13 protein-coding genes and 3 pseudogenes are annotated in these 14378 nt (G+C 43.4%); 11 read left to right on the forward strand and 5 right to left on the reverse strand.

What is annotated here, in order from left to right; genetic code table 11:
- Positions 1-53: 53 nt before the first annotated feature.
- Both IM477_RS19690 and rpmF read right to left on the reverse strand, forming a co-directional pair.
- Positions 54-386 (reverse strand): annotated as a pseudogene (locus IM477_RS19690) (molybdopterin-dependent oxidoreductase); the annotation flags it as partial.
- A gap of 88 nt (positions 387-474) precedes the next feature.
- Positions 475-657: a 50S ribosomal protein L32 gene (gene rpmF, locus IM477_RS19695; protein WP_002742494.1), complete on the reverse strand. Its 183-nt coding sequence runs from the start codon at positions 655-657 to the stop codon at positions 475-477.
- A 189-nt stretch (positions 658-846) separates the two neighbouring features.
- On the opposite strand from rpmF, the pseudogene acsF reads away from it, so the two are divergent.
- The 7 genes and pseudogenes from acsF (at position 847) to IM477_RS19730 (ending at position 8163) form a co-directional block, all read left to right on the forward strand.
- Positions 847-1904, forward strand: a pseudogene (acsF, locus tag IM477_RS19700) (magnesium-protoporphyrin IX monomethyl ester (oxidative) cyclase).
- Between the two features lie 273 nt (positions 1905-2177).
- The gene (locus IM477_RS19705; protein WP_287733167.1) at positions 2178-4142 is read left to right on the forward strand and encodes a M48 family metalloprotease; all 1965 of its coding nucleotides are present in this window, start codon (positions 2178-2180) and stop codon (positions 4140-4142) included.
- Positions 4143-4659: 517 nt separating this feature from the next.
- Positions 4660-5484 (forward strand): hypothetical protein, encoded by an 825-nt coding sequence (locus IM477_RS19710; protein WP_004162566.1) that lies wholly within the window; start codon positions 4660-4662, stop codon positions 5482-5484.
- A pseudogene (locus IM477_RS19715) lies at positions 5480-5623 on the forward strand (DUF4164 domain-containing protein); the annotation flags it as partial. The gene IM477_RS19710 and the pseudogene IM477_RS19715, both read left to right, overlap by 5 nt.
- A gap of 141 nt (positions 5624-5764) precedes the next feature.
- A complete protein-coding gene (locus IM477_RS19720) occupies positions 5765-6280 on the forward strand; it encodes a type IV pilin-like G/H family protein (RefSeq protein WP_287733168.1) in 516 nt (171 codons plus the stop codon).
- Between the two features lie 367 nt (positions 6281-6647).
- Complete coding sequence (locus IM477_RS19725) at positions 6648-7160, forward strand: type IV pilin-like G/H family protein (RefSeq protein ID WP_287733169.1); 513 nt, start codon at positions 6648-6650, stop codon at positions 7158-7160.
- Positions 7161-7374: 214 nt separating this feature from the next.
- Positions 7375-8163, forward strand: a complete 789-nt coding sequence (locus tag IM477_RS19730; protein WP_287733170.1) for a hypothetical protein — start codon at positions 7375-7377, stop codon at positions 8161-8163.
- Between the two features lie 8 nt (positions 8164-8171).
- Here the strand turns inward: IM477_RS19730 and IM477_RS19735 are convergent, their stop codons facing one another.
- Together IM477_RS19735 and IM477_RS19740 are read right to left on the reverse strand one after the other, a co-directional pair.
- Complete coding sequence (locus IM477_RS19735; protein ID WP_287733176.1) at positions 8172-8627, reverse strand: DUF29 domain-containing protein; 456 nt, start codon at positions 8625-8627, stop codon at positions 8172-8174.
- A 125-nt stretch (positions 8628-8752) separates the two neighbouring features.
- Entirely contained in the window at positions 8753-9199 is a 447-nt protein-coding gene (locus IM477_RS19740) for a DUF29 domain-containing protein (RefSeq protein ID WP_287733171.1), read from the reverse strand.
- 378 nt (positions 9200-9577) lie between these two features.
- On the opposite strand from IM477_RS19740, the gene IM477_RS19745 reads away from it, so the two are divergent.
- A complete protein-coding gene (locus IM477_RS19745; protein ID WP_287733172.1) occupies positions 9578-10519 on the forward strand; it encodes an NAD-dependent epimerase/dehydratase family protein in 942 nt (313 codons plus the stop codon).
- A gap of 219 nt (positions 10520-10738) precedes the next feature.
- On the opposite strand, the gene IM477_RS19750 is transcribed toward IM477_RS19745, so the two are convergent.
- Positions 10739-10951, reverse strand: coding sequence for a DUF2839 domain-containing protein (locus IM477_RS19750; protein ID WP_002759416.1), 213 nt, complete (start codon positions 10949-10951; stop codon positions 10739-10741).
- A gap of 153 nt (positions 10952-11104) precedes the next feature.
- Here IM477_RS19750 and IM477_RS19755 point away from each other — a divergent pair, with 153 nt between their 5' ends.
- The 3 genes from IM477_RS19755 (at position 11105) to IM477_RS19765 (ending at position 14225) form a co-directional block, all read left to right on the forward strand.
- Positions 11105-12340: an LL-diaminopimelate aminotransferase gene (locus IM477_RS19755; RefSeq protein ID WP_287733173.1), complete on the forward strand. Its 1236-nt coding sequence runs from the start codon at positions 11105-11107 to the stop codon at positions 12338-12340.
- Positions 12341-12436: 96 nt separating this feature from the next.
- On the forward strand, positions 12437-13273 hold the full coding sequence (locus tag IM477_RS19760; protein WP_287733174.1) for a metallophosphoesterase: 837 nt from the start codon (positions 12437-12439) through the stop codon (positions 13271-13273).
- 172 nt (positions 13274-13445) lie between these two features.
- The gene (locus IM477_RS19765; protein ID WP_287733175.1) at positions 13446-14225 is read left to right on the forward strand and encodes a pantothenate kinase; all 780 of its coding nucleotides are present in this window, start codon (positions 13446-13448) and stop codon (positions 14223-14225) included.
- Positions 14226-14378 lie beyond the last annotated feature (153 nt).

A 14378-nucleotide genomic window follows, 5' to 3' on the forward strand; every position in this document is an offset into this window, starting at 1 on the left:
CGCTAAGATTTAACAGCAAAGCCAACCTAAAACGGCGGGGTTTCAGACCCAAAATTTTCGATGACGTGGGTAGCTTCTGGCAGCAGGTCAATTAAGGTCATCAAATCCGATACCTTAACTCCCGTCCAAGTCACATCTAATTTTGACCAACGGGTGACACAGTGAAAATCCTTGGTAAATTCCCACTGCGGTAGGGCCATAAAATCCGACCAGTTAAAAGTTTTAGTCGTGGCCACCTTTCCCCAAACCTTGAATAACCATTCCTCGGTCTTGATTTGGGGAGTATCCCCGTAGGTAAGCACAGGAAAACCACTAGCGAGATATTGGCCCGGGGGAACTCGGTCTTGATCGGGAGATTCTGGTTTTTTAAAGAATTTGCCTAACATTAGTTGAGACTCACAACGAAAACCCTAAACAAATCTTAAAATATGAGGGAGCGAAAAGGTTTTCTCTACCTCACTCCCCACTATCAAGTTATTCCTCGTCTTCCCCTTCTTCTTCCTCTTTAGTGGGATAGACAAAGCTGTTAGAACGACCAGAAAGGACAGATTTACCCAAAGATAAGGCTTTTTGCGCTTCCCGAGCCGCTTGCTTTCTCCAGTGCGCTCTCCGTTGGTCGCGCTTGGCATTTGAGGTTTTCTTCTTGGGACAAGCCATAGTATTTTAACGATAGTTATAGACTCACAACCTTTCTATTCTACTCCCTATTTCCCTAATCGGCTCGCTCCCTTGTCCGATTCCCTCCCTCACTACTGCCCAAAATATTGATAAAAATTAATAATTATCATTGGCTTACCTATTTATGTTTAAAATCCTATATAGCTATGTAGTCAAGTAATTTCCATCATGGTAACTACCGTCGAACCTCCCTCCCAGAAAAAAGCTGTTCTGCGCGAAACTATCCTCACTCCTCGTTTCTATACCACCGATTTTGAGGCTGCCGCTAATTTTGACCTTTCTGAGCAAGAAACCGAAATCAAAGCGATGTTAGAGGAGATGCGGACCGATTACAACCGGCATCACTTTGAACGTCAGCAAGGATTTGAGAACTATCAAGACAATCTCGATGAAAAAACCAGAAATGCTTTATAGATTACCTGGAACGCTCCTGTATCTCCGAATTTTCTGGCTTTTTGTTATTTAAGGAACTGTCACGACAACTAAAAAGCCGTAATCCCTTGTTAGGGGAGATATTTCATCTTATGGCTAGAGATGAGGCGCGCCATGCAGGATTTCTCAATAAAGCCATGGCTGACTTTAATATTTCCCTCGATCTAGCCAAAATTACTAAAACCCGCACCTACACCTTTTTCCCCCTTGAATGGGTATTATATACGGTCTATCTCTCCGAAAAAATCGGTTATTGGCGTTATATTCTCATTTATCGTCATTTAGAAGAACATCCCCAGTATAAATTTAATCCTCTTTTTAATTACTTCGAGAGTTGGTGTCAGGATGAAAATCGCCACGGAGATATCTTTAAAACCTTACTGCGCTCTCAACCGGAATTGTGGAATAATTGGCGATCGAGATTATGGAGTCGTTTTTTCCTGCTTTCCGTCTTTGCTACCCATAGTTTAACTGTACGGGAACGCTCAGACTTTTATGATGCTTTAGGAATGGATGCGATCGCTTTTGATCAAGAGGTAATTCGTCAGACTAATAATACCTCCGCTCGCGCTTTTCCAACTATTTTAAATGTGGACCATCCCCAATTTTTCCCCCGTTTAAACCGTTGTGCCGAACGTAATTTACAATTAAAAGCGATCGATGAAAGTAGCGCTCCTCAATGGCTAAAAACATTGCGTAAGTTACCCTTACAGCTAGGTATCGTCGGGAATCTATTGCGATTGTATCTGATTAAACCCATAGATGCAGAAGCCACCAGAGAAATGGTACTTTAATCAGTTATCAGTGGGTAAGTTATCAGTTATCAGTTAAGTAGTCATGCAAAATAAATTTCCTAGTGAAGATAGGCAAGAGGCAAGAGGCAAAAGCTTGATCGAAATGTATAATTAATTTTGCTTAGGTCCTGATCAGAGTTTTAAGTTCACTGATTACTGTTTACTGCTCACTGAAAAATCCCCCACACCCCACACCCCCACTTCCCCAACTCCTTTAATCTTTGCTACGATTCTGGGTATCTCTAAAGATAGATAAACAGCTAAGGGATATCTATGTCACTGGAAGAAGGATTAAAATGTCTGCAGCTAAAGGATTACGCAAGGGCTGTAGAATTACTGGAAGAATATTGCCAACAGTCAGCTAATTTTCATTCTCCCTTATATATTCAAGCTAAAATGGCTCTTGTTCGGGCCTATCGCAGCAATAATCAACGGCCACAAGCGATCGCCTTAGCTCTGGAATTAGAAAATCATCTTGATCAGGATGTTAGTCAGTGGGCCAAACGATTACTGACAATCTTTAGTGCTGAACAAAAAACCATCGGTATTGCCACTAATGGGGTCAAATTTCGATCGCTGCCCAAGGCAGCACGAGCAGCACGGGTAAGTGTCCGGTTATCCCGGACTATCCCCGAAAATAGACTTATTTTTGCTAGAATATTGACAATTACGGCTTTTTATGCTATATTATTTGGTCTTTTTTTGGTAATTACCCGTTTGCTGCTCATCCCTGCGGGGACGGGTGTAATTATTGCCTTGCTCTTGACCGGTTTCTTAGGCGGACTCATCCTTTTTATCGCCCCGAATCTAATTGATTGGACACAAAAACGTCTTTATCGAGTGCGTTGGGTGTCCTTAGCGGAAATTAAACGGTATAGCCCGGAATCGGCGGCGGTAATTGGGCGTGTATGCCGAGAAAAAGGGTTAAAACCGCCAAAACTAGGCATTATCGAAGACGGACAGCCCCTCGCTTTTACCTATGGCTCTCGACGGGGTAATGCTCGCTTAGTAGTTAGCAGAGGTTTATTTACCTATCTCGACGATGAGGAAGTAGCGACGGTATATGCTCATGAATTAGGGCATATTTGGCAGGGAGACTTTGCCCTGATGACTATCTGTGCTAGTTTCGACCATTTAAGCTGTTATATCGATTCTTTTGCCCAAAATCAAGGTAATAATTTTAAAGACACAGTTTTTCTAGCCCTTCTCTCATCAATTATCACCATTTTTAGGCCAATTATTGTTTTTTGCTGTCTTTATCTGTCTCGTACTAGAGAATACTTCGCCGATCATTTTGCTGCCCAAGTTACTGGTAATCCCAATGCTTTGTCCCGCGCTTTAGTAAAAATTGCCTTTGGTTTAGTCCAAGAAACTGCTCAGTTTAGTCCCCTGTCATTGAGTACAAATGTATTAAATATTGCCCTGGAGCAGGATGCGATCATTGCCGGTAACGTTTATGGTATCGCATTGGAGTCTCGCCGGATCGGACAGAGTTTTCTCTGGGATATATATAACCCTTGGGCAAAATGGTTAGAGTTGCAATCTAATCATCCCCTGACTGGTGAAAGGATTCGCGCTTTAGCTAACTATGCCCGACAGATGGATCTAGATATAGAATTTAGTCTGGGGGGAGTATTACGCCAAGAAATGGAATTAGATTCCAAGAAACTCTATCAAAACTTTTTTCTACGACTGTGTTTATATTATGCTTCGGGACTAGGCTTTATTATTGGGGTTGTCATAGCTGGTTTTCTTTGGCTGAAATTTAGCTCTTGGGGTGGATTGGACCTAATTTTAGTCGGTGGGGGTTTGGGTATAATTATCAATCAATTAGCCAGTTATCCTCCTCTCAAAAATGCTAGTTTCAGCGATATTTTTTCTTTAACTGATAATCCTTACAGTCATCCCCTCTCAGCTATCCCCGTCCGACTCCGCGGTGAGTTAATTGCTCAAGGAAAGAATTTCTTTCTTAAAGATAGCACCGGCATAATTCCCCTCGCTCCTAACTATCGTTTTGGTTTTTGGCATAAAATCAGGACTACTAACTCCCCCATGGCAGCAATAAATAATACATCTGTACAAGTTCTCGGTTGGTTTCGTCGCGATTTATCTCCTCGTCTCGAATGGAGTCAAATAACTCACTCTGGCGGAAATATTCGGGTTTATCCCCGTTTTTGGTCTTTGGTTAGCGGTTTTGGCTTATTAGTCTCCGGTTTAATTATCGAAAATTTGGGTTGAAAACCCCGTCCTTTGAGGACGGCTTTAAGCTACAATGGAAAAAGCGATAACCAAGCTAAAAACTGAACCTTGACCACAGATAGTAGGGGGTTTCGTTCAGAAAAGACTTCAAATTCGGCCTTGAACGAGTAAAACTTTCTAGGAAATAAGGTTGAACATGAGATTTTTTCGACTTGTTCAAAGTGGCCGTCCGGCATTCGGACAATCAAAACGGACGGGTCGAAAGTGTCAGACTACCGCTAAGGTAGCAGCATCCTGGGTCGCGTCAACCCCATTGACGCGACCATCTTAAAAAGGTGGCGTGGTGAGGAATCACCCTCCGTTTACGGCGGTGAGGATGTCAAGCGTTACTCTCGTCCACCATTGAGACTATTGGCCAGAAAATAACCGCCTCAGCAACCTGATCCCGCTCTGTAGTCCGTGTCATCTCAGTTTCCACAACCGGAAGCAAGTTCGCGTCTGGCTAGGGCAGTTATCTTTGTTTGAGGTTTGAAGGCGAGCGCAAAAAGAGTTAATCATGGAAAGTTTTTCTCGAAGAATTTTTGAGCGGCTGGCGGGGTTTGCTGAAACTGACTCGGACAGGGAAGTGTACCTCAATGCCTTGGGCAGTGGAAACCAGGTCGAGAAAGAAAAAGATCGCTATGAGCGCCTCTTGCGCCAGCTTAAACAGGGCGATTATTCGGCTGCTCTCAAAGCTTACCTTCAGCTTGTAGCGATCGCTGATGAGGGCATTCAACAACAACTGGGTCAAATTGTGCGAGAGCGGGTTTACTCATCGGCTACTGATGAACTGTTGCGAACTGAGCTGCTCGCTTACTTCAAGCCGCCACGAATCCTTGATTTTGAGGATGTACGAGCGCTTCTGGCTTCATGCCCTGATTGGTTCACCGCAAAAAACCTAGCACGGGCGCAGGTGATCCAAGAACTGGTCGCTCAACGATGTGATGAAGAGTTGTTTAGAACGCTGATCATAGAAGCCTTAAGAGAATTAAACCACCAGACTCGTTCCTTCAACGCTGCTTATGCGTTGCTAGAGGCGCTCAAAAAACCTGTTTGCGCTCTCGCCGTAGTACGACTCATGCCTTCGCTTCAGGATCAGACGACTCTTCAAGAGGTCTTTAAGAGAATTCTGGCGGCAGAACGCCAAGGAATTGACCCTTCGGAGAAACTTTCCATCGCTCTTGTTGAGCAGCAATGTCCTCTGACCTCTGCACTTGTTGGGGAACTCCTAGCGGTGGGAGCAGAGGGTGAAATAGGCAGTCTTATTACCATGTTACTGGCTTCCGCCGCCGAGCCGACAATTGTTGTCCATCTTGTCCAAGAAGCCTCTCAAGAAGATTAAAGTATTAGACGAGAAAATCGAGGGATTAACGGCACGGGTTGGTTATCAGGAATTTACCAACCGGGGGATTCTGATAGCTTTGGTGGTTGCTGTCTTGGGAGGTGCTGCTAAACTTTTTGGTTTTTTCCCCAATCCCTAGAACTGGCCACCAGAAACGGCCCCCCACTTCCCCATCACCCCATCACCCCAAAAAAAATTTTTCCCAAGGGTGATAGGTTTTCTGAAACGGGTGGGTAAGTTGTTTATAGAGAACAAAAAACACTTACCAAAGGATATACCCATGAACTCTACCTTCAAATTCAAACTCATCCAAGCTCTCAACAAAAAGAACGGTAACAAAGGTTTCACCCTCATCGAACTCCTAGTTGTCGTTATCATCATCGGTGTACTCGCCGCCATCGCTCTCCCCAACCTCCTCGGTCAGGTAGCCAAAGGCAGACAAGCGGAAGCTCGCACCAACCTCGGTACTGTTAACCGCGCTCAACAGGCTTTCCGCTTGGAAGAGGCCACCTTTACCGAAGTTAGTAACTTACCTGTCGAAACCACTGCCATCTACTATTCTGCTATTGCCAATGATGGTACTCCCGATCCGACCTCGGCTGTTCAGAATGCAGTGGCTTTGAGTCAATACCAGAATGATATTCGCGACTACTCTGCTGCGGTAGGTCAAACTTCCGCTGGTGTTTTCACTTCAGTTATCTGTGAAACAAATGATCCTACTACTGATGTTGTCGATGCGACTGTAACCGATGGTACTGTACAGGAATGTGCCGCCGGCAGCAAAGCAGTCAAATAGATATTTCTCCCAGATTGCTTAAAAGCTTTCTGGCATAACAACCAACAATTAATACTCTAGCGGAAGGTGGCAGGGAAATGTTCTCTTGAAACCTTGCGCTTTTGATTTTTTTCGAGGAGTGGGGATTTTTCAGTGAACAGTGAACAGTAAACAGTAATCAGTGAAAAGACCCGTTGCATAATAGAGATATGAATGGAGGAAATCAAAATGCAATGCCTTCAGCAACTCCTGAAAAGAAAGTTCCGAAGTTTTCACCTAACACTGTCTACTTAAAACTGCAATCTGATAACTGATAACTGATAACTGATAACTGATAACTGAAATCCCCCAACACCCAAAATATAGTCAACATTGCCAGCGCCTAACCATGAAATACTTTCTTTTTTTAGCAATCAAATCACAGGGAAAAAAAGCGAGGGGTTTTACTCTAATAGAATTGTTGATAGTGGTGATTTTATTGGGGGTTCTCGCTGCCATCAGTTTACCGAATCTCTTTGGACAAATCGCCAAAGGTAGGCAAGCAGAAGCGCGCGCGGCACTGGGATTGATCAATCGCGCCCAACAGGGTTATCGTTATGAAAAAGGGACTTTTGCTACTTTATCTGAACTAGCTCTGGAAGCTGCCACTATTTCCCTAACATTCTATGCTATCAGCGAAGTAGAAACTCCCACTCCCAATGCTTTTGGAGCCGCCTATCGAGCGAATGCTTTGGCTCCATTTGCTGACGATATTAAAAATTATGCCGGAGCGGCCGGACAAACGGCAGCCGGGGCCTATACTGGTATTGTTTGCGAGGATGAAACTCCTTTAGAAGATAATGTTTCTACCAGTAATTCCGCCGGTGTTCTTAGCTGTGTTAATGGCATTAAAATTAATTAAAATAACCCCAAAAATCTTTTATTTTTGTTGATAAGTAAATGGTTATAATTATGAAGGGCGTGATTTGTCGGTTAATTCATCGTAGGGTTAATTCATCGTAGGGTTAATTCATCGTAGGGTTAATTCATCGTAGGGTTAATTCATGAATTAACCGCGATGGTAGGGTTAATTCATGAATTAACCCTACACTGATTATTGACTTTTATTTAAAGCTATGGTAGGTGCAAAAAAATCTCTCAATCTATCCTTACTTAAAACTCTTGGTTTAGTCGCCGTCATCGGTGGACTAATCATGGCTATTGTGGAAATGCAACAGGAAAAGGTGAAAACCTTGACCAAAGAAAAGTTATTAGATAGAAATTATCGTCAAGAGTCTCGTCTAGAAAATGCTCAGGTTCAGTTATTAAAAAATATACCTTCCTTTGGCTTTGACAATATGTTAGCCAATTGGTCAATGTTGCAGTTTATACAATACTATGGCGATGTGGATGCTCGTAGGGAAACTGGTTACGGTTTAAGTCCCGATTTTATGGAAATTGTCACCAAAAATGACCCCAAATTTGTCCGCGCCTATTTGATGATGTCTGTCGCTTCTTCCCTGAATGCTGGTAAACCGGAAAGAACCGTTGAGATTATGAATAAAGGTTTATCAAAAATCACTCCTGATGTCACCGATGCCTATTTTCTTTGGTTATATAAAGGAGTGGATGAACTATTATTTTTAGGTGATATTCCCGCAGCGAAAAAATCCTATCAAATGGCCGCCGATTGGGCGAAAATTGCCGGTAATAAATTTATCGAAAAATCCGCTAGGGGAACAGTAAAATTTTTAGAAACTAATCCCGATAGTCGCGCTCCTAGAGTCGGTGCTTGGATGTTAGTCTGGATAAATAGCCAAGACGAAGAAACCCGCAGGTTAGCTAAGGAAAATATCGAAAAATTGGGCGGTAAATTGGTTGTGATTAATAATAATCAAGTGATGGCAATTCCCCCCAAAGATTAGAGTTTGACCTATTTTTCATCCTGCCAAAACTTATGATTTAATAAACCATCAATATCCTCAGCAAAGGGACAAACATCGGGAAAATTAGAGTCCGGATAATCCTCTTTCACCGCTTCTAAAGCTTCTCGATAACATTCTTCTAAAATCTCTATCATAAACCTTTTCAAACTAGGAGAATACTTAAATTCCTTCTTCAACTCCTTGCGAAAATTTCTAATTTCAATTTCCCATCCCCGATAACAATCGGGAAGAACCACATAACAACGTTTTAATAAATGTTCTAATAAACGAGTTAAAAAATTATCGACCGCTTTGCGTTGACTTTTCCCCAAAGACTCCACCTCCTCGATCAAATTCTCTAAATCAACCTGAGATAAATCCCCAGATTTTAATTGTTTGACGGTTGCTTCTATCCACAAAGCAAAATCTTGATTATAAAGATTTTTTACCTTTGCTAAAGTCATCATTTTTCTCCTTGTTAAACTTAAATTAATTTCTTGAAAATCACACTAAATCTGGTTATCAAAGACTGATTATTTATTCCCCCTATTGCAAGAGTGCCTCTACTCAACGGATTTATTATCAGAGTTTAACTTTCCCAAAACTTATGGTTTAATAAAACATCAATATCCTTAGAAAAAGGACAAAAATCGGAAAAACTAGCATCATATTTAATTCGCATATTCTCCGCCGCTTCCTGATAACAATCATCATAAATATCGGTGAAAAAACTGCATAAACTAGGGGAATCTTTCAGGATATCTTTTAACTTAGATTGACAGCGTTTAATTGTTACTTCCCAACCTCGATAACAGTCGGACAAAGGAAGATAACGCCGTTTTAAACCGTGTTCAAATAATGTAATTAAACGGTTTTTAAGTTCCCTTTTGTCTCGTCTTCCCAAAGATTCCACCTCCTCGATCAAATTCTCTAAATCAACTTGAGATAAATCCCCAGATTTTAATTGTTTGACCGTCTTCTCTATCCACAAAGCAAAATCTTGATCATAAAGATTTTTTACCTTGGCTAAAGTCATAATTTTGAGCTGCTCTGTTGACTAATTACCTTTATTTTACCGAAACTTCGCCAACAATTTAAGTCTGAATTGGCGCTTACTTAAAACTTGCATTAAAAGTCGCTCGGTTTGGGTGCATCTCACATTTTCGGAAATACCGATAATCAGCAATTATCAGTCACTCTTAAACTGCTACAAATGTATGAACAGCCGCGTGTAAGCATCCCACCGAAAAGCTAATGCGCGAGGGGTTTGGGGACGGCGCTTGCGTCCCCAACGGGGGGTTTGGGGGGTAGAACCCCCCAAAAGACTGGATTGATGACACAAACCTAAAAAGCACAGTTTTTAAACCGCACCGATCGAGTGATAATATAACCTTGATATCTATGCCATCATCTTATGAAAATTTTAATTATGGGTGGAACCCGATTTATCGGTGTTTCTTTGACTAAAGTGTTAGTAGAACAGGGTCATGAGGTAGTATTATTCAATCGTGGCAATAAACCCGCTCCGGTTGCTGGAGTACGACAGATCCATGGCGATCGCACTGACCCAGCGCAACTGAAAGAAAAGCTTAAAAATGAGAGTTTTGAGGCAATTTTCGATAATAATGGCAGAGAATTAAGTGATACTCAGCCCCTCGTCGAGATTTTTAGGGAAAGAATCGGGCATTTTGTCTATGTTAGCTCGGCGGGGGTTTATCTAAAATCCGACCAAATGCCCCATAAAGAAGGGGATAAACTAGATCCCAAAAGTCGCCACAAGGGAAAACACGAGACAGAAAACTATTTAAGCGAGATGGGTTTACCCTGGACTTCCATCCGTCCGGTTTATATCTACGGACCGGGGAACTATAATGACCTAGAAGCTTGGTTTTTTGACCGTTTGGTTCGTAATCGTCCTATTCCTATACCTGGCCATGGGGAACATTTTACCCAATTCGGTCACGTTGTCGATCTAGCTAAGTCCATGGCCGCAGTATTGGGGAATTCTCAGGCTATCGGTCAAGTGTATAATATTTCAGGCGATCGCTATGTAACTTTTAACGGTTTAGCGAAAGCTTGCGCGGCAGCGATGGGGAAAAATGCCGAGGAAATCGAGATTGTTAACTATAACCCCAAAAAATTTGACTTCGGCAAAAAGAAACCTTTCCCCCTGCGGGTTCAACATTTTTACGCTGATATTAATAAGGCCACCCGGGAGTTAAACTGGCAGCCCGAATATGATCTCGTCAGTGGTTTAACAGACTCCTTCCAGAATGATTATCTCCCTTCCGGTCGCGATCGGCAAGAAATAGACTGGGCGATCGATGACCAGATCTTGGCAAACCAACAAAATTAATTTTTTGGTGGGGAGTTTTTTACTGATAAGTAGGTAGGCGTTAAAAGTTGTCAGACACCCCCCTTATCAAGGGGGGATTAAGGGGGGACTAAGGGGGGATCGGCACCCCCCTTATCAAGGGGGGCAGGGGGGATCGAACCTAAAATCCATTTTTAATTTAATTATAACCAGCTACTTAACTGATAACTGATAACTGATAACTGATGCAGCTTTAACCAGTTATTGGACATTCCACCAACCGAAGGCCGGCCCGACAAAGCGAATAACTACCCAAACCCCAGCTAAAACTCCTATACCAATCCAGGCACCCCTAGTGGTTAACTTGTAAGCTTGGGATGCTTGACTTTTGGTAATCGGTAGCCAAGGCAGGATGTTTTCTTCCTGTCCATACTTATCACCCAGGGCCGATTGACGACGTTTTGATTCACCCATACTAATGTCAGTTATTAAGAGGTTTTTCTCTGATTGTATATCGAAAGACAACCGCCTACACTCACTCCCAGTCCATGAAGGAGGGCGATCGAAACTGACGGCTGATGACCGACTATTATAGAATTAAAGGTTGCGACTGAAACGAGAATAATTATGGCAACCATTAACAGTAATTACTTAAAACTAAAAGCGGGTTATCTTTTCCCAGAAATTGCCCGACGAGTCCAAGCTTTTGCGGCAGCTAATCCCGATGCTAATATTATCCGTCTGGGGATTGGGGATGTCACCGAACCTTTGCCCCTAGCTTGTCGCGAGGCAATGATCAAAGCGGTGGAGGAAATGGGTGATCGCTCTAGCTTTAAGGGTTACGGGCCCGAACAGGGTTATGCTTGGTTCAGGGAGAAAATCGCCGTCAATGATTTTCAGGCTCGCGGTTGTGAGATAAGTGCCGATGAAATCTTTATTTCCGACGGTTCTAAGTGCGATACGGGCAATATTCTCGATATTTTTGGAGATAATAACTCGATCGCTGTTACTGACCCAGTATATCCCGTTTACGTTGATACTAATGTTATGGCCGGACACACGGGAGAGGCCAACGACCGCGGCGAATACGAGGGCTTGATTTATCTGCCAATTACCGCCGAAAATAACTTTACTGCCCAGATTCCGGCGGAAAAAGTCGATTTAATCTATCTCTGTTTTCCCAACAATCCCACCGGGGCCACGGCTACCAAAGAACACTTGACAGCTTGGGTTAATTATGCTAGGGCTAACGGATCGATTATCTTTTTTGATGCGGCCTACGAGGCCTTTATCACCGATGCCAGTTTACCCCATTCCATCTACGAAATCGAGGGGGCGCGGCAATGTGCGATCGAATTTCGCTCTTTTTCTAAAAATGCCGGTTTTACTGGGACCCGTTGCGCTTTAACCGTGGTTCCCCAAAGTCTGATGGCCAAAGCGGCCGACGGCAGCGATGTGCAACTCTGGAAACTGTGGAATCGTCGGCAATCGACCAAATTTAACGGCGTTTCCTACATTGTCCAACGGGGGGCCGAGGCGGTTTATTCCCCGGAAGGACAAGCACAAGTACAAGAACTTGTCAAGTTTTATTTACAAAATGCAACAATTATCCGAGAAAAATTAACCGCCGCCGGTTTAGAAGTCCATGGCGGCGTAAATGCGCCCTACGTTTGGGTAAAAACGCCCCAAGGTCTATCGAGTTGGGATTTCTTCGATAAACTGCTACATACCTGTAATGTGGTGGGGACCCCCGGATCTGGCTTTGGGGCCGCCGGAGAGGGTTATTTCCGGCTGTCGGCTTTTAATAGTCGTGCCAACGTCGAGGCCGCTATGGAAAGAATTATCAGTAAATTTCCAGGCTAATGGTCAAAAGAGGGATGTTTGTGGAAGCATCCCCCAGCAACCCCATCGGCAAATAATTGATAGACTGTTGACATACTCACCGACAACGGCTCACCGATGCGACCCTTTTGGCTAGAATCCTTACAGGTAGAAAGATTAACGATCGCAATTGCCGGCTTACCAGCACATCTGCAAGGGATCAAGTTGGTGCAGTGGTCAGATCTGCACTGCGATGCACAGCATTTGCCTGTAGCTGTCCTGCAAGAAGCGATCGCCATTACTAATCAGGAAAAACCCGATCTCATCTTCCTGACGGGGGATTTTATTACCGATAGTCCCCAGCCAATTTTTACCCTGGTGGATAGCATAAAAGCTCTCGAAAGTCAAGGGGGTATTTATGCTTGTTTAGGAAATCATGACAGTTATCTTCCCAACGCAAGGGAAACGGTCAGATCAGCCTTAACTAGCGTGGGAATTCGGGTACTCTGGAATGAAATCGCCACACCCTACGGCGAAAATTTTCCCATTGTCGGATTGGCCGATTATTGGTCCGGGGAATTTTTACCGCAAATCCTCGAGCAAATTGCTCCCGATATACCCAGACTTGTCCTTTCCCACAATCCCGATACAGCCATGCTTTTAAGGGATTGGCGCGTGGATTTGCAGTTATCCGGTCATACCCACGGAGGTCAAGTGACTATCCCCGGTATCGGTTCCCTACCGATAATTTTAGAGAAACTTAGGCGATCGCTGCCCGAACCCTATGGTCAATGGGTTCCCTTTCACCGGCAGTTTAGCAGAGTAGTGCGATACTGGCAATGGTCCGAGGGATTTCACCGAGTCGGGGAAAATCAATTATATGTCAATCGAGGCTTAGGAACCTATTTTCCCGGTCGTCTTTTTTGTCCCCCCGAAGTGACGGTAATTACTTTGATCAACGGCAGTCAGTCTTGAATCAGTGATCAGTTATCAGTGATCAGAGTTGAGTTTTCAGTTCGCTGATTACTCTTTACCGTTTACCGATCACAGCAAAAAAGCTCGCCATCTCCCCGCTCCCCATTACCCCACTACCCCACTGGTTACTGCTCACTGAAAAATCCCCATCCCCCCACTTTCCACTAACTAATTGACTGAGCAAGATACTGACTGGATAGGTTTGATGATCGGCAATTCTCGGCTGCATTGGGGGTATTTTTGCGGTCAAACCCTGTTAGCTTGTCTCGATACTCCCCACCTGACCGAACCCCTAAGTAATGAATTTTTGCAACAAATTTTCCCTAAACTCTTGACAAATAAATGTAACTGTGCATTGATTGTCGCCTCCGTGGTTCCTAGCCAAAGAGAATTATGGGCAAATTATGGCAATTTACGGAGAATTACTTTAAAAGATATTCCTTTACTGGATTTATATCCGACATTCGGCATCGATCGAGCTTTAGCTGTCTTAGGTGCGGGAAAAAAATACGGATTTCCCTGTTTAGTAATTGATGCGGGAACAGCCTTAACTTTTACGGGAGTGGATGGGGATAAAAAGCTAGTGGGGGGGGCAATTTTACCCGGTTTAAAGGTGCAATTAGCCAGTTTAAGGGAACGGACGGCAGCCTTACCAGAGGTGTCCTTACCGGAAAGATTACCGCAGATGTGGGCAAAGGAAACAGCAGAAGGTATAAGAAGTGGGATAATTTATACAATTTTGGCGGGAATAGAAAAATTCAGTCTGGAATGGTTAAATTTATATCCAGAGAGCGGGATAATTTTAACAGGGGGAGATGGGGACTTAATTAGGGATTACTGGCAAGAAAAGGCCATTAAATCACCCCTAGTGGATAAGACGATCATTTTTGAGGGAATTGCCGCAATTAAGGGAATCTCCTCCTGTTTAATTGACAAAAGCGAACCTATCTAGTAAAGTCGGAGAAAGCTGACTGACGGACACATTTTTCAATACAAAGACAAGTACTGTTATGTGAAAGCCTCAAACTCCTGAATAAAAGAAAAGGTAATTTTGCCATAATAATCCTGACGAGCTTTGCGAGAAGCCAAACAGGGAAAAGGGTCA

This window comes from Microcystis sp. M090S1 (assembly GCF_020246295.1).
Lineage (GTDB): Bacteria > Cyanobacteriota > Cyanobacteriia > Cyanobacteriales > Microcystaceae > Microcystis > Microcystis aeruginosa.